The 25,521-nt window shown below is 50.4% G+C and carries 25 protein-coding genes; all 25 read left to right on the forward strand.

Going from position 1 to position 25,521, the window contains the following annotated elements:
* A partial coding sequence (locus NP596_RS05470) for a GtrA family protein (RefSeq protein WP_256614266.1) occupies positions 1-619 on the forward strand: 619 nt, incomplete at its 5' end.
* A gap of 185 nt (positions 620-804) precedes the next feature.
* Positions 805-1,374 carry a class I SAM-dependent methyltransferase gene (locus NP596_RS05475; RefSeq protein WP_256614267.1) on the forward strand — a complete coding sequence of 190 codons (570 nt, stop codon included), beginning with the start codon at positions 805-807 and terminating at the stop codon, positions 1,372-1,374.
* Positions 1,375-1,574: 200 nt separating this feature from the next.
* A complete protein-coding gene (locus NP596_RS05480; RefSeq protein ID WP_256614268.1) occupies positions 1,575-3,002 on the forward strand; it encodes a PfkB family carbohydrate kinase in 1,428 nt (475 codons plus the stop codon).
* A complete protein-coding gene (locus tag NP596_RS05485) occupies positions 3,002-3,688 on the forward strand; it encodes a nucleotidyltransferase family protein (protein WP_256614269.1) in 687 nt (228 codons plus the stop codon). The genes NP596_RS05480 and NP596_RS05485 overlap by 1 nt, the downstream gene beginning before the upstream one ends.
* Positions 3,689-3,889: 201 nt before the next feature.
* On the forward strand, positions 3,890-4,969 hold the full coding sequence (locus NP596_RS05490) for a TIGR04372 family glycosyltransferase (RefSeq protein ID WP_256614270.1): 1,080 nt from the start codon (positions 3,890-3,892) through the stop codon (positions 4,967-4,969).
* Positions 4,966-6,774 carry an ABC transporter ATP-binding protein gene (locus NP596_RS05495; protein WP_256614271.1) on the forward strand — a complete coding sequence of 603 codons (1,809 nt, stop codon included), beginning with the start codon at positions 4,966-4,968 and terminating at the stop codon, positions 6,772-6,774. Before NP596_RS05490 ends, NP596_RS05495 begins: the two co-directional genes overlap by 4 nt.
* A 24-nt stretch (positions 6,775-6,798) precedes the next feature.
* Positions 6,799-7,794 (forward strand): NAD-dependent 4,6-dehydratase LegB, encoded by a 996-nt coding sequence (locus NP596_RS05500; protein WP_256614272.1) that lies wholly within the window; start codon positions 6,799-6,801, stop codon positions 7,792-7,794.
* A complete protein-coding gene (locus NP596_RS05505; RefSeq protein WP_256614273.1) occupies positions 7,791-8,978 on the forward strand; it encodes a LegC family aminotransferase in 1,188 nt (395 codons plus the stop codon). Before NP596_RS05500 ends, NP596_RS05505 begins: the two co-directional genes overlap by 4 nt.
* Positions 8,975-9,604 (forward strand): acetyltransferase, encoded by a 630-nt coding sequence (locus tag NP596_RS05510; RefSeq protein WP_256614274.1) that lies wholly within the window; start codon positions 8,975-8,977, stop codon positions 9,602-9,604. The genes NP596_RS05505 and NP596_RS05510 overlap by 4 nt, the downstream gene beginning before the upstream one ends.
* Positions 9,601-10,608: an N-acetylneuraminate synthase gene (gene neuB, locus NP596_RS05515; protein WP_305891684.1), complete on the forward strand. Its 1,008-nt coding sequence runs from the start codon at positions 9,601-9,603 to the stop codon at positions 10,606-10,608. The genes NP596_RS05510 and neuB overlap by 4 nt, the downstream gene beginning before the upstream one ends.
* Complete coding sequence (gene neuC / locus NP596_RS05520) at positions 10,605-11,759, forward strand: UDP-N-acetylglucosamine 2-epimerase (protein ID WP_256614275.1); 1,155 nt, start codon at positions 10,605-10,607, stop codon at positions 11,757-11,759. Before neuB ends, neuC begins: the two co-directional genes overlap by 4 nt.
* A gap of 27 nt (positions 11,760-11,786) precedes the next feature.
* Entirely contained in the window at positions 11,787-12,830 is a 1,044-nt protein-coding gene (locus tag NP596_RS05525) for a nucleotidyltransferase family protein (RefSeq protein WP_256614276.1), read from the forward strand.
* 24 nt (positions 12,831-12,854) lie between these two features.
* Positions 12,855-13,973 carry an N-acetyl sugar amidotransferase gene (locus tag NP596_RS05530; RefSeq protein ID WP_256614277.1) on the forward strand — a complete coding sequence of 373 codons (1,119 nt, stop codon included), beginning with the start codon at positions 12,855-12,857 and terminating at the stop codon, positions 13,971-13,973.
* A complete protein-coding gene (hisH, locus tag NP596_RS05535; RefSeq protein WP_256614278.1) occupies positions 13,970-14,596 on the forward strand; it encodes an imidazole glycerol phosphate synthase subunit HisH in 627 nt (208 codons plus the stop codon). Before NP596_RS05530 ends, hisH begins: the two co-directional genes overlap by 4 nt.
* A 56-nt stretch (positions 14,597-14,652) precedes the next feature.
* On the forward strand, positions 14,653-15,429 hold the full coding sequence (locus NP596_RS05540) for a HisA/HisF-related TIM barrel protein (RefSeq protein ID WP_256614279.1): 777 nt from the start codon (positions 14,653-14,655) through the stop codon (positions 15,427-15,429).
* The gene (locus NP596_RS21985; RefSeq protein ID WP_256614280.1) at positions 15,426-16,445 is read left to right on the forward strand and encodes a Gfo/Idh/MocA family protein; all 1,020 of its coding nucleotides are present in this window, start codon (positions 15,426-15,428) and stop codon (positions 16,443-16,445) included. The genes NP596_RS05540 and NP596_RS21985 overlap by 4 nt, the downstream gene beginning before the upstream one ends.
* On the forward strand, positions 16,442-17,146 hold the full coding sequence (locus tag NP596_RS05550) for an acylneuraminate cytidylyltransferase family protein (RefSeq protein ID WP_256614281.1): 705 nt from the start codon (positions 16,442-16,444) through the stop codon (positions 17,144-17,146). The genes NP596_RS21985 and NP596_RS05550 overlap by 4 nt, the downstream gene beginning before the upstream one ends.
* Positions 17,143-17,946, forward strand: a complete 804-nt coding sequence (locus NP596_RS05555) for an SDR family oxidoreductase (RefSeq protein WP_256614282.1) — start codon at positions 17,143-17,145, stop codon at positions 17,944-17,946. The genes NP596_RS05550 and NP596_RS05555 overlap by 4 nt, the downstream gene beginning before the upstream one ends.
* A gap of 63 nt (positions 17,947-18,009) precedes the next feature.
* The gene (locus NP596_RS05560) at positions 18,010-18,957 is read left to right on the forward strand and encodes a sulfotransferase family protein (protein WP_256614283.1); all 948 of its coding nucleotides are present in this window, start codon (positions 18,010-18,012) and stop codon (positions 18,955-18,957) included.
* Between the two features lie 146 nt (positions 18,958-19,103).
* Positions 19,104-20,861, forward strand: coding sequence for a glycosyltransferase family protein (locus tag NP596_RS05565; protein WP_256614284.1), 1,758 nt, complete (start codon positions 19,104-19,106; stop codon positions 20,859-20,861).
* A gap of 330 nt (positions 20,862-21,191) precedes the next feature.
* On the forward strand, positions 21,192-21,836 hold the full coding sequence (locus tag NP596_RS05570) for an FkbM family methyltransferase (RefSeq protein ID WP_256614285.1): 645 nt from the start codon (positions 21,192-21,194) through the stop codon (positions 21,834-21,836).
* Complete coding sequence (locus NP596_RS05575) at positions 21,833-22,729, forward strand: glycosyltransferase (RefSeq protein ID WP_256614286.1); 897 nt, start codon at positions 21,833-21,835, stop codon at positions 22,727-22,729. The genes NP596_RS05570 and NP596_RS05575 overlap by 4 nt, the downstream gene beginning before the upstream one ends.
* Positions 22,726-23,559 carry a methyltransferase, TIGR04325 family gene (locus tag NP596_RS05580; protein ID WP_256614287.1) on the forward strand — a complete coding sequence of 278 codons (834 nt, stop codon included), beginning with the start codon at positions 22,726-22,728 and terminating at the stop codon, positions 23,557-23,559. The genes NP596_RS05575 and NP596_RS05580 overlap by 4 nt, the downstream gene beginning before the upstream one ends.
* Positions 23,556-24,512 (forward strand): hypothetical protein, encoded by a 957-nt coding sequence (locus tag NP596_RS05585; protein WP_256614288.1) that lies wholly within the window; start codon positions 23,556-23,558, stop codon positions 24,510-24,512. The genes NP596_RS05580 and NP596_RS05585 overlap by 4 nt, the downstream gene beginning before the upstream one ends.
* The gene (locus NP596_RS05590) at positions 24,509-25,495 is read left to right on the forward strand and encodes an NAD-dependent epimerase/dehydratase family protein (protein ID WP_256614289.1); all 987 of its coding nucleotides are present in this window, start codon (positions 24,509-24,511) and stop codon (positions 25,493-25,495) included. Before NP596_RS05585 ends, NP596_RS05590 begins: the two co-directional genes overlap by 4 nt.
* Positions 25,496-25,521: the final 26 nt, after the last annotated feature.

Raw genomic sequence — 25,521 nt, forward strand, 5'->3', positions numbered from 1 at the left:
TTTAATAGGCAAAAAGGTTTCTGATACCCAGTCGGGGTTGAGAGGGGTGGGCAGAGAGTTGATTCCTACCTTGATTTCTCTTAATGGCGAAAGATATGAATATGAAATTAATCAGTTAATATTGACAAAAAGTATTGGAGTTGAAATTTTAGAGGTCGGGATTGAGACGGTATATATACAAAATAATAAATCGTCGCATTTTAATCCGTTGCTTGACTCAATGAGAATATATTTTTTGTTGTTTCGATTTTTGCTGTCCGCAATATTGACGAGTATTTTTGACTTGATTATATTTGTTGCTATTTATAATGTTTCGAGTTCATTGCCGGCAAGTATTGTCATTGCAAGGTTATGCGCGTCATTTTTAAATTTTGCCCTCAATAAAAAAATTGTGTTTCATAACACATCGAAGACAACTCACGTATTAACTCTATATTATTTAAATGTTTTAGTGAGTGGGTGTTTGGCTTATATATTAATTGATATGTTTAGTACGTCACTGAACTTGGCGGTAGTGCCTTCTAAGATTATTGTAGAGGCAATGCTGTTTATAGTTAATTTTGTTATACAGCGCGACTTTATTTTTAAAAACAAGCGATTGGATGCGTATTCGGATTGAGAGCAGGCATCATTTAGGTTTGGCGTGGTGTAGTGTGTTAATTACGGTGAGTTTTCGGTGTGAATGCTTATCTCCCGTTAACAAGTTGGTTTTAAAGTGAAAATATAATGCAAAAACAGACTGATTGGGATAGTTATTATAAAAACCCATACTTTTTCTCGCGAATCACAAGAGAAATAAGTGCCATGAAATTAAAACGGATTATCTCTAGATATTTAGGAGGTGAGGGTGGTGATGTCGTGGAATTGGGCGGTGGAAATAGTTGTTTTTATCGGATGATCTGTGAAACGTTTCGTATAAAACGCTATACTATAGTCGATAATAATGAGTTAAGTTTGCAAAAGTTTTCATCTGTTGATGAATCGCCTTCAAATACTTTAACGAAGTTGATTAATTGTGACATTCTCAATCAACAGGAGCTAGTAAAAATGCTTTCCGACCAAGCTGACATCGTTCTCAGTGTCGGTCTTGTTGAGCATTTTAGCGGCGCTAATTTTACTAAAGTTATTGAGTCACATTTTGCGTTAGCTAAAAGCAATGGAATAGTTATTATTACCTTTCCCACGCCTACTTTTCTTTATAAAATAACCAGAAAGCTATCGGAATTAATCGGTCTGTGGATATTTTATGATGAAATACCTTTAAAAATGAGTGAGGTTCGTGAGGCGGTTCGTGCGTTTGGAATTATTGAGTCGGAAGAAATTAATTGGCCAATTATTTTAACGCAAGGCATAATTGTGATTAGGAAAATTTAATTTGAATTATATCGCTATTAAATAAATATTTAAACTTAGCTGTTTGCGCTTTTTGAGTTATTAATTTTTTACATGATTTGATTTTAGATATTAAAGTTGATATTTTTATTGAAGCAATTGCTTGCTTCACTTGTGCAGCTCGTCGGTTGTTGTCATTGTTTAAAATGGATAATGACTGCGGAATTTATAAGAGATATTAATTGAAAATAGTTTTTGTTTCAGGGTCGTTTAATGTCCTACACCCAGGGCATTTGCGGTTACTCCGATTTGCCAGAGAGTGCGGTGATCGCTTGATCGTTGCTGTTCAATCAGACCGCCTTGCCGGTAACTCCGCGCATGTGCATGAGCATCTTAGGCTTGAAGGGCTGCAAAGCATTTCCTGGGTGGATGAAGCGTTTATTTTCGACGAGCCGCTTACTTCTCTTATTGCGCGTTTACGTCCGGATGTCGTCGTTAAAGGTAAAGAGCACGAGCTGCGATTTAATGCCGAACTGGAAGTATTGGAGCAATATGGCGGCACCTTGGTTTTCAGTTCCGGCGAGACTATTTTTTCTTCGCTCAATTTGATTCGAAACGAATTCCAGGTAATGGATTTCAATTCAATCAGTCTACCGAACGACTATCTGGTGCGCCATCAGATTAGTTCCGCACGATTAGCGGATTTGCTACGGCAATTTTCAGGACTCAAACTATGCGTTGTGGGAGACTTGATTATTGATGAATACATTACCTGTGAACCCTTGGGCATGTCGCAGGAAGATCCGACCATTGTGGTTACCCCGATCGATGCCACGCGTTTTGTGGGTGGGGCCGGTATCGTTGCCGCGCATGCGGCCGGTTTAGGTGCTTCGGTGCAGTTCATTTCGGTGACGGGTAATGACGCCGCGAGAGATTTTGCGTTAAGCGGTTTAGCGAAGGCGGGTGTTGATGCCCATTTGTTAGTCGATGAAAGCCGTCCGACCACATTGAAGCAGCGTTATCGAAGTAAGGGTAAAAGCTTGTTGCGTGTCAGTCATCTTCATCAAGGCGCTATTTCGGCGTCGATCCAGGCACGGTTATTAAGCTTAGTCGAACAGGCGCTCGCCAATGCCGATTTGTTGGTGTTTTCGGATTTCAATTACGGTTGCTTGCCGCAACCGGTGGTCGATCAAGTAATCGGCATGGCCAAGGACCGGGGTGTGCTGTTAGCCGCCGATAGTCAGTCTTCTTCTCAGGTAGGCGATATCGGCCGCTTCAAGGGTATGGATCTGCTGACGCCAACGGAACATGAGGCGCGTATCAGCACTAGAAATAGAGAAGATGGCCTGGTAGTGCTGGCGGAGCAACTTCGTCAGCAGGCCGACGCACAAAACGTGTTGCTCAAGCTAGGCGAAGAAGGTCTGTTAATTCATGCAGGCAATGGTAAACAGGCGGAATGGCTTACCGATAGGGTGGACGCTTTAAATAGCGCGGCAAAAGATGTGGCGGGCGCGGGGGATTCATTGTTGATTGCCAGCGCAATGGCTATGGCTTGCGGCGGCACTATTTGGGAAGCAGCCTGTCTTGGTTCGTTGGCTGCCGCGGTGCAAGTGGGTAGGGTTGGCAATACGCCGTTAAAGACCGAAGAATTGCTGCGGGAGTTAAGTTGATGCGTGCGTTGCTGCTGGCCGCCGGTTTCGGTTCCCGCTTAAGGCCGCTTACCGATTTTACGCCTAAATGTTTGGTTCCAGTTAAGGGACAGCCGCTGTTGGGGATTTGGCTGGAGCGGTTGACTCAGGCGGGTATCGGACCGTTTATGATCAATACGCATTATCTGGCGGAACAGGTCGATAGCTTTATAGAAAGCAGCCCTTATCGCGAGCGGGTGGAGCTGGTAAATGAAACAATTTTGCGAGGAACCGCCGGAACCTTGATAGCTAACCTGCCGTTTTTTCACGGTCGGGATGGGATGTTGATTCACGCCGATAATTATTGCCTGGCCGATTTGGCGGGCTTCCTACGCGCGCATGCCAATCGTCCCGCTGAGTGCCTGATCACCATGATGACTTTCCGCACCGAGAATCCGTCGGCCTGCGGTATAGTCGAATTGGACGATCGCGGCGTGGTGGTCGGCTTTCACGAAAAGGTCGCCAACCCGCCGGGGAATCTGGCGAATGGCGCGGTTTATATTCTGACGGCCGAATTATTGGAAAAAATGAATACGGAGTGGCGTACGGCACAGGATTTCAGTACCGAAGTATTAAATCGGCTGGTAGGTCGGATATACAGCTATGAAACCGCCGAGCTGTTTTTGGATGTGGGTACGCCGGAAAGCTATGCGAAAGCAAACGATTGAATGAACGGAATGGGTATTTCACAATTTATTAAACGGCAAACCGCTCAGATACAACAGGAAGGTTTTTGGCCGGTACTGGGCAGGAAGACTAAGCGATTATTACGGATGATTTTCGTTCGGCCGCCATCCTTAATTCTCGCCGCGCCAATTGTGCTGGCAATCCGCTTGATTAAGCCTTGGATATTGATTCGGTTGGGCGATATGCACAGCTTAAAGTTGGGGCATTTTGCCGCTAACACGGAGTTATATCTCTGCGAAATGGAAGCGGGTATCAATAAGCCGAAGGGCCGGTATTTCGATGTGTTTTTTTACGGCTTTCCGGTGGTTTGCAATCAACAGCTGGCCATCATGTGGAAACGCGTTTTGCGTATCTGGCCCCGGTGGATTTTAGAGCCTGTTTTCAGGGTTAACAGCTTTATTCCCGGAGGCGCAATGCATGAAATCGGTTCCAATACGCAAGCTGACCGTGACGTACATAATCTTTTAGATCGATTTCCTTTACATTTGCAATTTACTGCGGATGAAGAGCAGCTTGGGGAAGCCGCTCTGCGCGCCATGGGCATTCCGCTCGGAGAGAGTTTCGTTTGTTTGAATGTGCGCGACAGTGCTTATCATCAGGATGACAACGATAATTACCGGGATAGCGATATACAAAAATACGTATTGGCGGCGGAGGAGCTTGCCGGCCGGGGTTTCTTCGTCATCCGCATGGGCAGCAAAGTACATTCCCCTATTCGCAGTAACCACCCCAAGGTAATCGAGTATGCTACAAGCGGCATGCGCAGCGATTTTATGGATATATATCTTGGGGCGACGTGCGCCTTTTGCATCTCCGTCGGCTCCGGTTTTGATGCCGTTCCCCTAATATTCCGGCGGCCCATTGCCTATGTGAATATGGTTCCGGCCGCTTATTTATTTACCTTTAGTCCGCTATTCCTGGGGCTTTTTAAGCATCACGTAGATATGGCGAGTAACCGGGAATTATCCTTGGCCGACATTTTCGCCAGCGAAGCGGGATTTTGCTTGCGTACTTCCGACTATCGGGCAAAAGGGGTGAATCTGCTTGAAAACACCCCCGAGGAAATCAGAGACTTGGTAGTTGAGATGGCCGAGAGGCTGAACGGCACTTGGCAAACGCAACCCGGCGATGAAGCCTTGCAACAACGTTTCTGGGAGGTTTTCCCGTCTGAGGGGAGGAATAATAATGGCAAACTGCACGGCGAGATTCGGGCCCGATACGGCACCCTGTTTCTACGCCAACACCCGGAGTGGTTGCAATGAGTAAAAAATCCAGCATTGTGGCGATTTTTAGCGAATTTTTGACTCGCTATCCGCGTCAATTCGGTTTGTTGTTCCTGCTGTTGATCGTCGAGGGTACGGTGGCGGCTATTTCGGTAATGGCATTGGTGCCGGTAGCGGACTTTATGCTGGACCCCTCGCTGACTAAGGCCAGCCGCATTACTCAGGTTGTGGTCGAGGTACTTGCGGCGATGGGCTTGTCCCCCACGTTTTGGGCGCTGGGTTTGCTTTTTGTGTTTTCATCCTTCCTAAAAGGGCTGCTGGACGTTGTCATACGCTATACGATTTTATATATCAAATATATTGTAGTACGCGGCTTGTTCGGCGATGCCCTGCGGACTTTTTTCAAGGCCCGTTGGCAGTTCTTCAGCGGTTCGGATCAAGGCACTTTGTTAAACACGCTGAATAGAGAGTTGAATACAATCGGCGATACCCTGGGCGGTTTGGCAACATTGCTTGCACAAATGGTGCAGATATTGATTTATCTGGCTGTGCCGATATGGCTGAATCCGCAATTGACGCTGACAGCTCTGGGATTGGCGGTACTGTTCGGTTTGCCGTTCATGCTGTTGCACCGTATCAGTTATCGCCTGGGACAGCGCAATACCGAGACCGCGAACGTCGCTCTAGGCATTTTGAGCGAAGTGATAGGCGCCGCCCGCTTGATCTTGGGGTATGGCAGGCAAAACCAAGCCAGACAGCGATTTATCGACGCCTTTAATCAGCATACGCATGTGACCTTGCGATCCCAGACATTGGCGGTGGCGGTGCCTAGGCTGTTTCATCCTATGGCTATGCTGGCAATTGTGATAGCGATAGGTATCGCAGTGCAACAACAGGTGCGTATTTCGGAGTTGGCGGCAGTGATGTGGAGCCTGTTGGGGGCCATGCCTATTCTAATTGCGTTGCTACAAGGTAATATCAGTATCAGTAATTTTTTACCCAGCTATGAACAGCTGGTCGCGTTACGGGAGAGAGCCGCTGAATTCGAAGAAATTCAGGGGGAAGGTGTTTTTAGCCGGTTGGAACGAAGCATCGAACTTAAAGACTTGAGCTTTACTTACCCCGGCCGCACTCAGACACTGACCGATGTCAATTTATCGATTCGGAAGGGACGAATGACCGCATTGGTGGGCGAGTCCGGTTCTGGCAAATCGACCATCACCGATCTTATTCTGGGGCTGCAAATTCCCGAAAAAGGCCAAGTATTGATTGACGACGTTCCGCTTGGCGAATTGCAGCAAAACACTTTTCGCGAACGGATAGGTTATGTGCCGCAGGATCCGCAGTTATTTCACGCCTCCATCCGCGACAACCTGTTATGGTCGTTCGATCAGGCTTCCGAAAGCGATCTTTGGGAGGCCTTACAACTCGCGAATGCGGGGGCCTTCGTTAAGGAATTGCCGCAAGGCATCGATACGGTGGTGGGTGATCGAGGTATTCGGCTATCCGGCGGTCAGCGGCAGCGTATCGCCTTGGCGCGGGCCTTGTTGCGCAAGCCGGAATTATTGATTCTCGACGAGGCTACCAGCGCGCTGGATTCGGAATCCGAGCGGCTGATTCAGCAATCCATCGAGCAGGTTGCGCACGGCACTACAATACTCGTCGTGGCTCATCGCTTGTCGACTATCGTCAAAGCCGATCAGGTTTACGTGTTACGCCAAGGTCGAGTCATTGAAGAAGGCTCATTTTCGACTTTAAGCGTAAAATCCGGCGGTGTTTTGAACGGCATGTTGCTTGCCCAATTGCCGCTCGAGCAGGCAAAATTGGCAGAGACGGTTAATTAATCTTCCTTGACTCACAAATTCGCAATGAAAATCCTAATTACGGGCGCCGACGGTTTCATCGGTTCGCATCTTACCGAAGCGCTGGTGCGCCAGGGGCACTTAGTTCGCGCCTTCGTGTTATACAACTCTTTCAATATCTGGGGCTGGTTGGAGCATTGCGGTCCGGACGTAAAAGGTCAATTTGAAGTATTTTCAGGCGACATCCGCGATCCTCATGGCGTGAAAGAAGCCATGAAGGGGTGCGATGCGGTTTTACATTTGGCCGCGCTGATCGCCATTCCGTACTCGTATCACTCGCCGGATACTTATGTCGACACCAATGTAAAAGGCACGCTGAATGTGCTGCAGGCGGCAAGAGAGCTTGGCGTCAAGCGGCTGATTCATACCTCGACCAGCGAAGTCTACGGGACGGCGCGTTTCGTACCGATTACCGAAGAGCACCCTTTGCAGGGGCAATCCCCTTACTCGGCCTCCAAGATAGGCGCCGACCAATTGGCCTATTCTTTTTTTGCCTCTTTCGGTCTGCCTGTGGTGATAGCGCGGCCCTTCAACACCTATGGCCCGCGCCAATCCGCCCGGGCCGTGATTCCGACCATTATTACCCAGATTGCCAACGGCCGGCGTCAAATCAAATTGGGCGCGGTTTCGCCAACTCGCGATTTTAACTATGTTCAGGACACGGTCGCCGGTTTCATGGCGGCCCTGCATTCCGAACAGGGCTTGGGTGAAGTCGTTAATTTCGGCAGTAATTTCGAAATATCCGTGGGCGATACCGCCCGCTTGATTGCCGAAGCCATGAACGCTGAAATTGAAATCGTCACCGACGAAGCCCGCTTGCGCCCGGAAAATTCCGAAGTGGAGCGCTTGTGGGCCGATAACGCTAAAGCCAGGCAATTGTTCGGCTGGCAGCCGGCTTATGGCGGACGGGAGGGCTTCAAGCGCGGCTTGGCCGAGACGGCCGAGTGGTTTGCGCAACCCGAGAATCTGCGCGGTTACAAGGCCGACATTTACAATCTATGACGGCCATGCAAGCCCAGAACACCCTGGCCGGCCAAATTGTTTCGGCGATCCGCGAGGTGGTTGGCGCCGGACCGGCGATGCTGCACGAACCCAGTTTCAACGGCAACGAGTGGCTGTATCTTAAAGAATGTCTGGATTCTACGTTTGTCTCATCGGTGGGCAAGTTCGTCGACCGTTTTGAGCTCGAGCTGGCCGAGTTCACCGGCGCCAAGCATGCCGTGGCGGTGGTTAACGGCACTGCGGCCTTGCATATCGCGTTGAAACTTGCAGGGGTGACGGCCGGCGATGAAGTTTTGGTGCCCGCGCTGACTTTTGTCGCTACCGCCAATGCCGTGACGTATTGCGGCGCCATACCGCATTTTGTCGATAGCGACGTAGCGACATTGGGTATCGATGCGGCTAAGTTACGCGACTATTTGCTCAGCCACACCGAACAACGCGCCAACCAGTGCGTGAATCGTGCTAGCGGACGTATCATCCGGGCGATGGTACCCATGCACGCCTTCGGCCATCCGGTAAATCTGGATGAATTATTGGCGATTGCCCGCGATTTTAATCTGGCATTGGTCGAGGACGCGGCGGAATCCTTGGGTAGCTACTACCACGGCCGACACACTGGCACCTTCGGTTTGATGGGAACCTTGAGTTTCAACGGCAACAAGACGATTACCACCGGCGGCGGCGGCGCCATTCTAACCAATGATGTAGAACTCGCTAGGCATGCCAAGCATTTGACGACTACCGCCAAGCTTCCGCATCGCTGGGAATACCGGCACGATGAAATCGGTTACAACTATCGCTTACCGAATTTGAATGCGGCTCTGGGATGCGCGCAATTGGAACAGTTACCCAGGATGCTCGCGGCTAAAAGAGAGCTGTTTTGCCGTTATCAGGCCGCTTTTATGCAGATAGCAGGCGTTAAGTTGATAGCCGAACCGGATCAGTGTCTGAGCAATTATTGGCTGCAGACCTTGTTATTGGATGCCGAGCGGGCGGATCAACGCGATCGGGTTTTGCAGGCCAGTAACGACGCCGGATTCATGACGCGCCCGGCTTGGGCTTTGATGCACCAATTGGCGCCGTTCGAAGAATGTCCTCGCATGGATTTGAGCATGGCGCTGTCGCTGTCTCGCAGATTGATCAACATTCCCAGCAGTGCGAGCTTGGTGCCTGACGCAATATGAGCAAACCGAGTTTGATTCTTATCGGTGCCGGAGGCCATGCCCGTTCTTGTATCGATGTGATTGAGCAACAAGGCCAATTTCATATAGCCGGTCTGGTGGGCTTGGTCGAGCAAAAGCATGCCACCCAGCTGGGTTATTCCGTAATAGCCAGCGACGACGAATTGCCAAGCCTTGTTAATACTTATTCCTACGCCTTGATTACCGTCGGGCAGATTAAGTCGGCCGATCAGCGTATGCGCCTTTTTCAGAAAGTCCGGCAGCTTGGGTTTAGTTTGCCGGTTATCATTTCGCCCACCGCCCATGTTTCACGCCATGCCAGTATTGATTCGGGGACTATTGTCATGCACGGCGCGATCGTCAACGCGGGCGCCAAGGTCGGCAGTAATTGCATCGTCAACAGCCGGGCGCTGATAGAGCATGACACAATAGTTGAGGATCACTGCCATATTGCCACCGGCGCCATTCTGAATGGCGATGTTTCACTGGGTGCCGGCAGCTTTATAGGCAGCGGCAGCGCGATTAAGCAAGGCGTCAAGATTGGCGCAAGATGCTTGGTCGGTATGGGCGTTACCGTGCGGCACGATTTGAGCGATTTCGCACACTTTATGGGGCACGATAAAGCATGATAAATCGAACGCTGATTATTGCCGAAGCAGGTGTCAATCATAACGGCGACCTTGACTTGGCCAAGCGGCTGATCGATGCCGCTGCCGAGGCGGGAGCGGATCTGGTTAAGTTTCAAACCTTCAGCGCCAACCGTCAGGTAACCAAGCTTGCCGCAAAGGCCGATTATCAACTACAGGCTACCGGTAACACCGAGTCGCAACAAGAGATGCTGCGCCGCCTGGAACTGAGCGAGGCCATGCACCGCGAGCTGATCGAGCACTGCGCCATTCGGCATATCGGTTTCTTTTCCACCGGTTTCGATATCGAGAGTGTCGATTTGCTGGTAAAGCTGGGCCAGGATCATTTCAAGATACCGTCGGGCGAAATTACCAATCTGCCCTATCTGCGCCATATCGGCCGGCTCGGCAAAACCGTCATCTTGTCGTCCGGGATGGCGAGTCTGGGCGAAATCGAGGCGGCTATCGAGGTACTCGAGCAAGCAGGTACGCCGCGCCCGGCGATTACCGTGTTGCATTGCACCACCGAATATCCCACGCCCATGAGCGAAGTAAACCTGCGCGCCATGCAAAGCATTCAAAACGCCTTTAAGGTTGCAGTCGGCTATTCCGATCATACGCAAGGGATAGAAGTAGCCATTGCCGCGGTGGCAATGGGTGCCGCGGTCATCGAAAAACATTTCACGCTGGATCGCAACTTGCCCGGCCCAGACCATCAGGCCAGTCTGGAACCGGCTGAGCTGGCTGCCATGGTGGCGGCTATACGCAATATAGAAATTGCGTTGGGCGATGGCATAAAACGTCTAACCCCAAGTGAAGCCAAAAATAAACCGGTAGCCCGCAAATCGATTGTAGCCAGCCGGGCGATAAAAACCGGCGAGGTCTTCAGTGCCGATAATCTGACCGCCAAACGGCCGGGGACAGGATTGTCGCCCATGTATTGGGATACAATATCAGGCAAGCAGGCCCGGCGGGATTTTGCCGAAGATGAGCTGATCGAGTTATGAACCGCAAAATTTGTGTGATTACCGGCACCCGGGCCGAATACGGCTTGCTGCGCTGGATTATGCAAGGCATTAAGGACGATCCCGAACTCTCGTTACAAATCATTGCCACCGGCATGCATTTGTCGCCGGAGTTCGGTTTGACCTATCGAGCGATAGAGCAAGACGGCTTTGTAATCGATCGTAAGGTCGAAATGATGCTGAGTTCGGATACCCCTGTCGGTATCGCCAAATCCATGGGGCTGGGCTTGATCGGTTTCGCGGATGCGCTGAACGACTTACAGCCCGATTTGCTGGTCGTGCTGGGGGACCGGTTTGAGATATTTTCGGCGGTGTCTGCTGCATTGGTGGCCCGAATTCCTGTGGCCCATTTACATGGCGGCGAGAGCACCGAAGGAGCGATTGATGAAGCATTCCGGCATTCGATCACCAAAATGTCGCATTTGCATTTTGTGGCTGCCGAAGCCTATCGGCAACGGGTGATTCAGCTGGGTGAACAATCCGAGCGGGTGTTTTTGGTGGGTGGCTTGGGCATAGACAATATTAAACGCCTGCGGCTATTGGACAGAACTTCGTTGGAGGAGGCGCTCGATTTTCAATTCGGCGCCAAAAATCTGTTGGTGACTTTTCACCCGGTCACGCTGGAGACAGCTACCGCCAGTTGTCAAATGGCGGAATTGCTGGCCGCCTTGGCGGATTTACCGGATACTCGGCTTATCTTCACCTTACCTAATGCGGATACAGACGGGCGGGTATTAATTGAAATGGTGGAGCAATTCGTTGCCGAACACGGCAATGCGAGAGCGTATGCGTCTTTGGGCCAACTGCGCTATCTCTCGTGTATTGCTCAGGTCGATGGGGTCGTCGGAAATTCGTCTAGCGGTCTGCTCGAAGCGCCCAGCTTCAGGAAGGGCAGCGTCAATATCGGCGATCGGCAGAAAGGCCGTTTGCTGGCCGGCAGTGTGATCGGCTGCGAACCGACGCGGGAAAGTATTGCCGCCGCACTGGAACACCTGTATTCCGCCGAATTCCAGGAAAGTTTGCACGATGTCGTCAATCCTTACGGCGAAGGCGGCGCCAGCGAAAAAGTGATAGAAACGCTGAAGCGCTATGATCTTAGCGGTATTGTTAAAAAAACCTTTAATGACTTGTGAATCAGTAGCGATAACGGACCGAACCGAGTGAACCCATCCGAACAACTTTGGCGCCAAGCCATGCTGCCAGTTAATGCCACCATTGGGCAAGCCATACGCAACCTTAATGAGGTCTCGATCAAGATCGTTTTGGTGACTAACGAGGCGGGCGAATTGGAAGGCACTATTTCCGATGGCGATATTCGGCGCGGCTTGTTGAATGGTTTGGATCTGAATAGCCCCATCGACAGCGTCATTCATCGCAACGCGCTGGTGGTACCGCCGGATTTGGCCCGGGAACTGGTCATGAGGTTGATGGTAGCCAACAAAGTTCAACAGATACCGGTTGTGAATGAGCATAATCATGTGGTCGGCCTGCATTTGTGGGACGAGATTACCACGCCGCCCGCGCGATCCAATCTGATGATTATTATGGCGGGCGGCAAGGGTACGCGGCTGCGCCCGCATACGGAAAACTACCCCAAGCCTTTATTGCCCGTGGCCGGTAAACCGATGCTGGAACATATCATCGAGCGTGCCAAGCTCGAAGGTTTCACGCATTTTTTACTCGCCATTCACTATCTTGGTCACATGATTGAAGAGTACTTCGGCAACGGCGAACGCCTGGGCGTGCGGATCGATTACTTGCGCGAGCAGACGCCTTTGGGTACCGCCGGCGCGCTGAGTTTGCTCAATCCGTTGCCGGAAGCGGCGTTTGTGGTCACCAATGGCGACGTGATTACCGATATCCACTATGGCGAATTGCTGGATTTCCACATTCGGCACGCGGCGACCGCAACCATGGCCGTGCGTGTGCACGAATGGCAGCATCCCTTTGGCGTGGTACAAACAAACGGTATCGAAATTGTCGGTTTTGAAGAAAAGCCCATTGCCCGTAGCCACATCAATGCCGGTGTTTATGCGCTTGAACCGGCGGCGTTAAGTGTTTTGAATTCCGGCGAGCATTGCGACATGCCTGTTTTGTTCGAACGCCTGCAGTCCGTCGAGCGGCGGACGGTTGCCTATCCCATGCACGAACCGTGGCTGGACGTTGGCCGGCCTGACGATTTGCTCGCCGCGAACACAATTTAATTTTTTGGACTTTTGGAAAAGACAGTGAATATTGAGAATTTGCACTGGTGCTCGAATTGCTTAACCATGTCAACCCGGCCGCGTATCACCTTTGATGAGAGGGGCTGGTGTAACGCCTGCGTGTGGACGGAAAAGAAAAAAACCATCAATTGGGAAGCAAGACAGCTGGAATTGCAAAACCTGTTGGATACGCACAGACGCAATGACGGCCATTTCGATTGCGTGGTGCCGTTAAGCGGCGGCAAGGACGGTTCGTATGTTGCCTATAATCTAAAGCATAAATACGGCATGAATCCGCTTTGCGTGACGGTCACGCCGGCGCTGCCGCTGCCCTTGGGCGACCAAAACCTGCGTGCTTTTGTCGAAAGCGGCTATAACCATGTCTCGATCAACCCGGACCATGAGGCCATGCGGGTGTTGAACAAGACCGGTTTCATTGAAATGGGTTTTCCATACTATGGTTGGCTGATTGCCATCCACACGGCCGTGATCCGCATGGCAACGGCGTTCGGTATCGATCTGATTTTTTATGGCGAGGATGGAGAAGTCGAGTACGGCGGCTCCACGGAAACATCCAAAAATCCGATTTACGATGTGCATTATCAGAAAAAGGTCTATCTGGAAGGCGGCTATGAAAAAGTCTTGGCTGCTTCAGGCTTAACCGCCGGCGAGCTGAATTTCTTTCGTTATCCGAGCGATGAAGAGCTGAATCAACACGCGCTACAGCTGACGCATTGGTCCTATTTCGAAAATTGGGATCCTTACAGAAATTATCTGGTGGCCAAGGAACATTGCGGTCTGAAAGAGGCGGAGGATTCAAATGCCGGCACTTTCACCAATTTTTCGCAGAATGACCAAGCTATTTACGCCTTGCATACCTATTTGATGTATTTGAAATTCGGCTTCGGGCGAGCCAATCAGGATGCCTGCATAGAGGTACGCCGCGGGGCTATGGATAGACAACAAGCCGTCAATTTGGTGCGTCTGTACGATGGGCATTATCCGGAAGAATTTATGCAACAGTATCTGAATTATTACCGGATGAACCAGGATGAATTCGATGCCGTGCTCGACAGATATGCCAATCGCGATTTGTTCGAGAAGGTTAACGGCCGGTGGAAGCCGATGTTTGCTGTCGCATGATGAATTCCGGCATCACTGTTATCGATTACGGCATGGGCAACATGTGGTCGGTGCTCAGCGCCTTGCGTTATCTGGGCTGCAACCCGACCGTCAGCGGCCAGCCGGATGTTGTTGCAAACGCTGATGCGCTGTTATTGCCGGGGGTGGGTTCTTTTCGGAAAGCCATGTTAACCCTAAAACAATCCGGGCTGGATCAGGCCATTCTGGAAGCCGTGCAAGTCAAACAGCGTAAAATTCTCGGTATTTGTTTGGGCATGCAGTTGATGGGCAGTCGCGGTTCCGAGGATGGCGAGACCGAGGGACTAGGCTTGATCGCTAATCCGGTCGATCTATTCACTCCGGAAGAAACAGGTACTAATAAAATTCCCCACATCGGTTTTGATTTGGTGCGCGGCCAGTCGGATGCCCGGCTTTTTCAAGGTCTGCCGGAGGCAGCCGATTTTTATTTTGTGCACTCGTATCGGATGTTGCCGGCCGGGTTGGCCGGAAAAGCCGCGCTCTGCAATTACGGTATCGAATTTTTGGCCGCCTATGAACAGGAGAACATTTTCGCGACCCAGTTTCACCCGGAGAAAAGCCAGACCAATGGCTTGATGCTTTTGAAAAACTTCTTGGCTCAATAATTGTTATGCTTAAAAAACGGCTGATATTTACGCTGCTATATAACCAGGGACAGTTCATGTTGAGCCGGAACTTTCGCTTGCAGAAAGTTGGTAATCTGGATTGGTTGCAAACCCATTACAATTTTTCGCAAATTTCTTTTTCCATAGACGAATTGATCGTATTGGACGTCTCGCGAGGAGAACGGAATGCCGAAGCTTTTTGTACGGCACTGAAAACATTGGCCGAGGGCTGTTTTGTGCCCGTCGCCGCCGGAGGCGGTGTCCGGACGCTTGAGCAGGCTCGGGTCTTACTGCGTTCGGGCGCCGATAAGGTGGTGGTTAACACGCCGGTTTATGATAGCAGGGCTTTTATCGGTGAGTTGGCCAGCGAGTTCGGTCAACAATGCGTGGTGGCGGCAATGGATGTCAAACGTATGCCGGACGGTTCATATAGCACCTGGGTGGAATCCGGCAGCCGTTGTCTGGAAGGGACGGCGACGGCTTGGATTGAGCAGGTGGCGCAAAGTGCCGTGGGTGAACTTTATCTCAATTCAATCGATCGCGACGGTACCGGGCAGGGTTACGATATGCAAGTACTCGATCTGCTGCCTACCGACATGCCCAAGCCGGTTATATTGGCGGGCGGAGTCGGAAACGCGGCGCATCTGGCCGAAGGGCTGGCCGACCGGCGGGTTGATGCCGTGGCGACCGCGCACCTGTTTAACTTTGTGGGCGATGGCCTGAAGCAGGCACGCCTGTCCCTGATCAAGGGCGGCGTCGATTTGCCTATCTGGGATATCCAGTTACTCGAACAGCATTTGCGACCAGTTGACACGAGGCAGCCCGGTCAGTGATTAACCGTATTCTTATCGTCGGTCTCGGCAGCATAGGGACGCGCCATTTGCGATTGGCCAGACAATTACTTCCCGATGCCGATATCCGGGTGTTACGCCGCCAACCGTGCGATTCGGTACCGGCATATGCCAACGGTTGTATGCAAAGCCTGGCTGCGGCAATCGATTTCGCGCCGCAGATTGCCGTTATCGCCAATCCGTCCTCGCTACACCTGCAGGCCGCCCTGCCTCTGGCGAATGCGGGCGCGCATTTGCTGGTAGAAAAACCGTTGTCGGCCACTCCGGAAAATGTCGGTCAATTGCTTACCACATGCCATAAACAAAAAACCGTCCTGTTAACCGGTTACAATTTACGATTTTTACCCTCGTTGCAGCAGTTTCGGAATTTGCTGGAACAGGCCGTGATCGGTAAAGTTTTGTCGGTGCGCTGTGAGATCGGTCAGTATTTACCCGCTTGGCGGCCGGACAGCGATTATCGGCAATCCGTGTCGGCCCGGCGCGAACTGGGCGGCGGAGCGTTATTGGAACTTAGTCATGAACTGGATTATCTGCGCTGGATATTCGGCGAAGTCGACTGGGTCAATGCAACGCTGAGCCGGCAAAGCAGTTTGGAGATCGATGTCGAAGACACTGTTCATTTGCTGTTGGGTTTTCAGCCTTTGTCTGACGGCCATCGGCTTATCGGCTCGGTCAGCCTGGATTTTATTCGTCGCGATACCACTCGCCTGTGCACTGCAATCGGCGAGTACGGCAGTCTGCGTTGGAATGGCTTGACCGGCATGGTCGAGCAGTTTGAGGTCGGCGCGAATGAATGGCGCACACTTTTCCACTATCAACACCAGCGCGACGACAGTTATTTGGCGGAATGGCGGCATTTTCTGGCGTGCGTGGCTGGACAAAATACAGCGCTGATCAGCGGCGAGGATGGATTGAAGGTGTTGCGGATTATTGAAGCGGCTAGACAGGCATCTGAGACCGGTTGCCGCACTCACGTTGGAAGCTGGGAGGGCGAATGAAAACCGTAGCCTTCATTTTCGCTCGCGGCGGCTCTAAGGGATTACCCGGAAAAAATGTCCGGCTATTGGGCGGCAAGCCCTTGATCGCCTGGTCGATCGAGCAGGCACTGGCGGTCGAGCGTATCGGGCGGGTAATTGTCTCCACGGATTCGGATGAGATCGCTGCGGTGGCTCGCCAGCACGGTGCGGAAGTGCCGTTTATGCGGCCCGCCGAATTAGCCCGAGACGATAGCCCTGAATGGCTGGCTTGGCGGCATGCGCTCAACTACCTGTCGGATACGGCAGGCGGTTTGCCGGAGGCCATGGTGTCGTTACCGGCTACGGCCCCATTGCGAATACCGCAGGATATCGAGAACTGCCTGGACGAATTTCAAAAAGGCCAAGCCGATATGGTGATCACCGTTTCCGAAGCCCATCGCAGTCCGTACTTCAATATGGTGAAAACTAACAGCGATGGCAGCGTCGGCTTGGTGATTCCGCCGCAATCCAATATTACGCGCCGCCAGGATGCGCCTGCGGTTTACGATATGACTACCGTGGCCTATGTTGCCGACCCGGCCTTTGTGATGACCCGCAACGCTGTCTTTGATGGGCGGGTACGGGCAGTGCATGTGCCGGTCGAGCGGGCTATCGATATCGATACGCTGTTGGACTTTCAGATTGCCGAGTGCCTCTTGAACTTCGGAAATAAGCAAGCATGACCACTATTAAACAATTGGCCGATCTTAAAGGTCGCCGGGCTCTAATAACCGGTGCGACCGGTTGTTTGGGGAGAGTGATGGCCGATACATTGGCAGAACTCGGCGCTGAGTTAGTTTTGGTTGACCGGCCGGGTTCCGATTTCGAAACGCTTGCTCAAAGATTAAGCAGGCAATGGGGTGTTCGCGTCGAACATCGTTTTTGCGATCTGGAACAGCAGACGCAGCGCGCCGAGTTGATAGCTTGGCTGAAAAATAGCGGCGAAGGTTTGAATGTCCTGATCAATAATGCGGCCTTTGTAGGCACTTCGGAATTACAGGGTTGGGGGGTGCCTTTCGAACAACAAACCGTTGAGACTTGGCGGCGGGCGGTGGAAGTCAATTTAACGGCTGCATTTGAGCTTTGCCAGGGGCTGTCCCCCCTTTTAAAGGCCGCGGAAGGGGCAAGTATCGTTAATATTGCTTCGATCTACGGTCAATACGGTCCCGATTGGAGTTTGTACGCCGGCACCAGTATGAGTAACCCGGCAGCCTATGCGGCTTCCAAAGGCGGGTTGATTCAGTTCACACGCTGGCTGGCGACGACTTTAGCGCCGCATGTGCGGGTCAATGCGATCTCTCCGGGGGGCATTCATAGAAACCAGCCCGAGGTTTTTGTCGAGCGTTACGCGGCACGAACCCCTTTGGGGAGAATGGCAACCGAGGACGATTTTAGAGGCGTTATTGCATTTCTGGCTAGCGATTTATCGCAGTATGTAACCGGGCAGAATCTGTCCGTGGATGGCGGCTGGGGCGTATGGTAAACATACAGTGACGATGTCTGAATTGTTCGATGAACTTTGTCTAAAAATGGGAGAAATCGGGGCGTGAATACCGATGTACGGATAGCTGATAGTCAGCAGCAGAATATAAAAAACACACTCGTGATAACCGGCGCGCCCAGATCAGGCACCAGTTTACTGGGTAAATTGATCAGCACTCTGGATGGTATCGACTACCACTTCGAGCCGCCCATGGTTTGGGTTTTGGCTTCCTTGTTGTCCATGAAAGCATTATCGCCGGACGTGGCTTCGGTTTTATTGAGACTGCATTTGCACGAGGACTTGCTGCTCGAGTCCGCGCACGGCAGAAAAGCCAATCTTCGCCCTGGAGACGATAGTTTGGTGCTTAATTCCATGCACTGGCCCGAATTGCTGTCGCGCTGGCAAACTATTCGCAACCGCGATGATGCGATCCGTTACGTTTCGGAACGGCAACTGAGGCTGGCGTTCAAAACCCCGAGCGTGATCGATGCGATCCCGTTTTTCGAGTCGGCGCTGCCCGAATGCAAGTTTATTATCATCATGCGGGATGGGCGGGATGTAGTAAAATCCATCCTTCAGAAGCGATGGTTCAGTGACGAAGGCATGAAAGATAATTATTGGCCTTATAAAGTGGTCGATGGCGTCAGTACCACGCATCTGGTCGAGGATTCGATGGTCGGCCAATGGGCGACGATGAACGAAGCAACCAGAGCTTGTTACTTATGGCGACGGGATGCGGAGTTTGCGCTTGAGGCAAAGAAGAGAGGGTTGGGAGATAGGCTGTATATGCTTTCGTATGAGGCGTTGCGACTGGATCCGACGGGGATGATGGAACAAATCGCAAAATTCCTGTCGACAACTACCACGGACCTGACCAAACTGAGTACGTTGTCGGTCAGGCCGATGGCCGAAAATCCGCTATCCGGCAAACGGTACGATTTTTTAAATGATGTGGATGTCGGCGAATTGAAAAAATTCAACGAACTGAATTCGGCGTGGGGATACGCTTGATTCAATCTGCAACCGTTCGCCAGTGCTGGGAAATTTGCCTAGACCTTATTTCAACTTACTTTTAAGCCATTGCCGGCCGTATTGGGTGCGGTTCCGGGTGTGCGCCAATACAGCCCGCCGGATAAGAATAACTACAATATAACACCATGAAAGTACTGATCTATGCACCTCATTCCGCTATTTGGGTGCACGCCTTTCCGGAAGCGTTGGTGGCCGAGGCTCTGGTTCAACAGGGGAACGACATTGTGTATGTCGGCTGCGGCAGGCAGTTTAGTCGCTATTGTGTGGCAATGAGCGCCTTTGGGCTGACCTACGACTCGCCGGTACATGAAAAAGAAAATATTTGCCGTAATTGCGAAAAAAACAAAGCTTTTTTGCGGTCGGAGTTCGGACTGAACGGCCCCGATATTGCCGGTGAATTGTCTGCGGAAGATACTCAACACCTCGAGCAGGTACTGGAAACAGCCACGCCGGAAAACTATTTGAGTTTGACCTATTCTGGGATAGATGTCGGCAGGTTGGCTCTGTATGAGTTTCTGCTAAATCATAAGAAGAACAATCTCGAAATCACCCCAGGCGAGTGGCCGGCCTATAAAGCGGCGTTGTGGAATAGTCTGTGTTCCGCGCTGGCGAGCATGAAAATTATCCAGCGGGAGAAACCGGACGCCGTCATCACCTACAATTCTTTTTATTCCGTGAATCATGTTTGCTGCATTGCCGCGGACAATCACTCTGTTCCGCATTATCTGCTGCATGCCGGCGCCAATATGGCGCACCGGATGGAGACGTTGACGTTATCCAAGGGGTACGCGTACAACTACATCACTCGCAATCCGGTTTGGGATGTTTACAGGGCGCAACCGCGTTCTATCGAGAAGTTCGCTGTCGTGACGGATCACATGTTGGCTTTGTTTAAAGCGACCAGTGTGTTCGTCTATTCCGCCCCTAAAAGCCAAGAAAAAGTGGACTTGAGGCAAAAGTTTGGGATTAGTCCGCAACAGAAAGTTATAGTCGCGACGATGAGCAGTCACGACGAGCGGTTTGCGGCAGTCACCATCGGTGTGATGCCCAAGGACGGAACATTGGTTTTTCCCGAGCAAATCGACTGGATCAGAGCGCTTACATCGTTCGTTGCCGGTAGACAAGATTTGTTTTTGCTTATACGGGTGCATCCGCGGGAATTTCCAAACAAAAGGGAGTCGGTCACCTCCGAGTATGCGAGCAAATTACAAAACTTGTTGGTCGACCTGCCGGAGAATGTCAAAGTAAACTGGCCTGGCGACGATATTTCTCTGTATGACTTGGCGGACATTGCCGGCGTGTTTCTAAATTCCCGTTCCACTACCGGTCTGGAAATGAGCATGCTCGGCCTGCCGGTGGTCGTCTATTCGCCCGACCAGCTTTATTCGTATCCGCCTGATTTAAATTATACGGCGGATACGCTGGAAGACTATTTTCTGCAGATTGACCGGGCCTTAACCCATGGTTGGGATATCGAGTTCGCTAGGATGGCGTTTAGATGGGGGGTGTTTCAATATTGTCACGCTGTATTTGATATCTCAGAAAGTTACGGAAAAGAACTGGGACGTAGCCTTAATCTCATGCAACGGGCAATAAATAAAATGACCAGAAACTTGATTCCGTTATTTGAGCAGCGAAAAGATGCCAGGTGCCGGGCAGAAAGTCTGAAGGATGCTAAATTAATCAGCGACTTTCTAAAAAGCGGAAAATCGAGTGTTGTTGAAGTGCGTCCTGAAGTTTTAAGCGAGTCCTCGCTTGATCAGGAAACGGCGGCGCTTAGGCATGAATTCGGCAGGATTTTTGCGGTATTATACCCGGGAAAAACTCAGCCTTTGCCCGGCTCTTTGCAGGCGAAAATGCAGGCGTTCATAAACGGTGATTAGCGCGTAAGGTGAATATGCCGCACATAGTTACGTGCCAGCATTTATAGGGATTTGGCGCTCGAGTATCGTTTGTTATTTTTCGTAAGAATGTGAGTTGTAATATATTAATTTTGGTTTTAAAGAATGCCTATTGAAATATATTTCCGCTGCATTTTTCTTGCAAAACTTAAGTGCGGTTAAAGAATTGCAATATATCGTTTTAATAAAACAATATATTGCTTTGATGTTTACTTACCCATGAATATAAAATTAATAATATTAAAGTTTCTTCCGCCGAGCTTCAGAGCGTTTCTGAGATGGGTACGCGCTAAACTGTTCGATATATACGTTGTGAAAGCCTATTCTCAAGAAGGTGAGGATCTAGTCATGCAACGGATATTTGCCGGCAAGACGGATGGTTTTTATGTGGATGTAGGTGCGCATCACCCTCGGCGATTCTCGAATACCTATCTCTTCTATCGTCAAGGGTGGCGAGGGATAAACGTTGAACCCAATCCGGACTTTGCGGCCGATTTTATGCGGGAAAGAAAGCGAGATATCAATCTTCAGCTGGGCGTGTCCGATTGCAGAGGGACGCTGACCTATTATCAATTCAATGATCCTGCCCTTAACTCATTCGACAGGGAATTAACTGAAGCAAGGCTTGTGAATACCTCCTATAAACTATTAGGCACACAGGAAATTTCTGTTGAAAGATTGGAACGTATTCTGGAACAACACGTGCCGAGCGGCGTCAAGATCGACTTCTTGTCGATTGATGTTGAGGGGCTGGATATGGCCGTTCTCAGGTCGAACAATTGGAGTCTGTACAGGCCGCGCTATGTTTTAGCCGAGTCTCTGGAAACGTCGTTAGAAGACGCGTTGCAGGGGGAGGTCTATGCTTTTATGAAAACCCAGGGCTATAAATTATTCGGCAAAACATTAAATACTCTAATTTTTCAAGAAGACAATGGTGACGCGGGGCCAAAGGCATGAATTGTGCCCCGATTGCATTGTTCGTATACAACCGGCTCGAGCATACCCGGCGTACTGTTAAAGCATTGCAACAAAACAGTCTGGTGGAACAGAGCGAACTGTTTATATTTTCCGACGCGCCCAAGCATTCGGCACAAGCTGAAAACGTGCGCGAGGTTCGGGAATATATTCGGCAGCTTGACGGTTTTAAATCGGTTACTGTTATCGAACGCGCAACCAATTTGGGCTTGGCGCGATCCATCATTGATGGCGTTACGGCTGTCGTCGCAAAATACGGCCACATCATCGTGCTCGAGGACGACATGCTGACCTCCGAACATTTTTTAACTTATATGAACGAGGCGCTGGAGGTATATGAGGCGGATGACAGGGTTATCAGCATACACGGCTATACCTATCCTGTCAGCCGCCCCATGCCGGAAGCGTTTTTTCTGGTGGGGGCCGATTGTTGGGGATGGGCAACCTGGAGCCGAGGCTGGGCGTGTTTTAATCCCGATGGTCAATATTTATTGGATGAATTGAAGCGCCGTAACTTGCTGGCTGCCTTTGATTTCAACGGTGCGTATCCCTACTCAAAAATGCTGGAAGGGCAGATTAACGGCACTAACGATTCTTGGGCTATCCGTTGGTACGCATCGGCCTTTTTGGCGGAAAAATTAACCTTATACCCCGGCAGGAGCCTGATTCATAATATAGGCAATGACGCCAGCGGCACGCATTGCGATGAAACGAATGTATTCAATACGAATTTAAGCGCTACGCCGATAGACCTTGGGAATATCGAGATAATGCCTTCTTCTTTGGGGTGTAAGGCTTTTGAAGATTTCTTTCGTCAAACGCAAGGCGGTTGGCGCGCAAAAATGAAACGATACATTCAAATACTTTTTAAGTGAATGAAAACATGAGTGGTTTGCGTGACTGGGCCAAAGACTGCCTGCCTCCCGTTTTATTGCGTGGCTTAAGGCAATTGCGTGGAGGTGGCATCGTTTTTAAAGGTGACTACCCGGATTGGGAAAGTGCCGCCGCGCAATGCTCCGGTTACGATAAAGATATAATACTGGACAAGGTTTTGGACGCCACGCGTAGGGTAAAGCGTGGCGAAGCGGCCTTCGAACGCGACTCGGTGGTCTTTGATGAATTCGAGTACGCATGGCCGGTTATCGCCGGATTGATGTGGGCGGCCGCGCGGAACGCCGGTAGCTTGAATGTTTTGGATTTTGGCGGGGCATTGGGCAGCAGTTATTTCCAGAATCGCAGATTTCTGGATAAATTGCTCGATTTTAACTGGAATGTCATTGAACAGCCGCACTTTGTTCAGACAGGTAAATCGCATATCCAAGATGAGCGGCTCAGGTTTTACTTTACTATTGCGGAATGTCTTACGGAAAATCGTCCGAATGCAGTTTTGCTTTCAAGTGTTTTGCAGTACCTGGAGGACCCGGCAACGATAATTAAGGAACTTAAGGCCGTAAATCCATCCGTCGTCATTTTAGATAGAACGATTGTGAATCAATCGGCCGAACATAAAAATTACATTCAAACTGTGCCTGCTAGCATTTATTCCGCAAGCTATCCTTGTCGTTCGCTTGCGGAATCCAAATTGATTGAATATTTCTATCCCGAATACCAGCTAGAGTCGTCTTTTCCTAGTCTAAGTTTTCCCGCTTTGGAAAAAATTGATTCAATGTTTAAAGGTTTTCTGTTTACCAAGGTTAATGAGTGAAATCAATTTTATCCGAAGTTTTTGAACATCCCGCGCTTCAAAACAAACCGCCCGTTTTAATTGATGTCGGGGCCTCGGGAGCACTTCCTGAGCAGTGGAAGCTGATTGCACCGTACTCGATTTGCGTGGCATTTGACGCCGATACAAGGGATTTCAATGTCACTGAATCCGATGCGGGTGGCTACAAAAAGCTTTATTCGCTGAACCGGTTGGTTGCTGAAAAATCCGCCGATGAGGTCCCTTTTTATTTAACACGCTCTCCCTATTGTTCAAGTTCGTTGCACCCCGACAACGCCGCGCTTAAACCGTGGGCTTTTAGCGGCTTGTTCGAGGTTGACAGGGTGGTCGCCATGCCGGCGGTTGATCTGGTTGAGGCATTGGGAGCGATTGGGATTGACTATTTGGATTGGTATAAATCGGACTCGCAGGGAACGGATCTGCGTATTTTTAAGGCGTTACCGGCCAGTACCCTATCGAAGGTGATAGCAGCGGAATTCGAACCGGGAATCATTGATGCCTATTTAGGCGAGGATAAATTGCATCAGCTTATGGCCCATATGGATTCCGAATCGTTTTGGATAAGTCAGATGCAGATCAAAGGGACGCAACGAATCGATCAGGAGGATTTGGCTGAGCTTAACGGTTTGCAACGGCGATACATCGGCGCGTTTCTAAAGACGGCCCCGGGATGGTGCGAGATATCGTATTTTAATAAATTTGATGCCGGCACCATGGGGTTACGCGAGTATTTACTCGGTTGGGTATTTTCATCCATTTACCAAGAGTACGGTTTTGCGTTGCATTTGGCAAAAGAAGGAAAGGCAAAATTTAATGAACCATTATTTGATGAAATGGAAGTGATTTCGAAAAAAGCTTTGACAGGCGGCTATTTCAAGCTTGCTGTGCGAGCATTTGATAAGCTTGTAGGGTTGATGGCTGGTTTTAGTAAATGAAGACCTATCACGGAAAACAGATACTGATTACCGGCGGGCTTGGCTTTATCGGATCCAATCTAGCCAGGGCCTTGGTTGGGCAGGGCGCCCATGTTACTTTAGTCGACAGCCTGATTCCGCAATATGGCGGAAATCCATTTAATATTGACGGCTTTGCGGATCGGCTTACGGTTAATGTCTGCGATGTGCGCGATCCGTTCGCCATGGCCTATTTGCTTCAAGGCAAGGATTATTTATTCAACTTGGCCGGGCAAACCAGCCATATGGATTCGATGACCGACCCGAAAACCGATCTGGACATCAATGCAAATGCGCAACTTTCTATATTGGAAGCCTGCCGTGAGTCCAATCCCGGCATCAAGATAGTGTTTGCCAGCACCCGCCAGCTGTACGGTAAACCCGATTATTTGCCTGTGGACGAGAAACATCCCATTCGGCCGGTGGATGTCAACGGCATAAACAAGCTTGCCGGAGAATGGTATCACCTGCTGTATAACAATGTTTACGGTATTCGCGCTTGCGCCTTGCGGCTGACGAATACATACGGGCCCGGTATGCGTGTGAAAGATGCCCGCCAGACGTTTTTAGGCATTTGGGTGCGGCTTCTGATCGAAAATCAGCCGATTAAGGTTTTTGGCGATGGTTTGCAACTGCGGGATTTCAACTATGTCGATGATTGCGTGGAAGCGCTGCTGCTTGCGGGCGCCAGTAACGAAGCCAACGGTAAGGTTTATAATCTCGGCAGCAGCGAAGTAATAGGACTCAAGGATTTGGCTGACATGATGGTCAGCCTTGGCCATGGCGGGCGTTTTGAGTTGGTTCCCTTTCCACCCGAGCGCAAGGCTATCGATATCGGCGACTACTATAGCGATTTTTCCCTGATTTCAAACGAATTGGGTTGGACGCCCAAGGTCGGTTTGCGGGAAGGCTTGCAAAAGACAATGGCCTATTATTTGGCTCATCATGCGCACTATTGGGATTAATCCGAATTACGTTTCCGCTGACCATT

The sequence above is a fragment of the Methylomonas rivi genome, from assembly GCF_024505165.1.
GTDB lineage: Bacteria > Pseudomonadota > Gammaproteobacteria > Methylococcales > Methylomonadaceae > Methylomonas > Methylomonas rivi.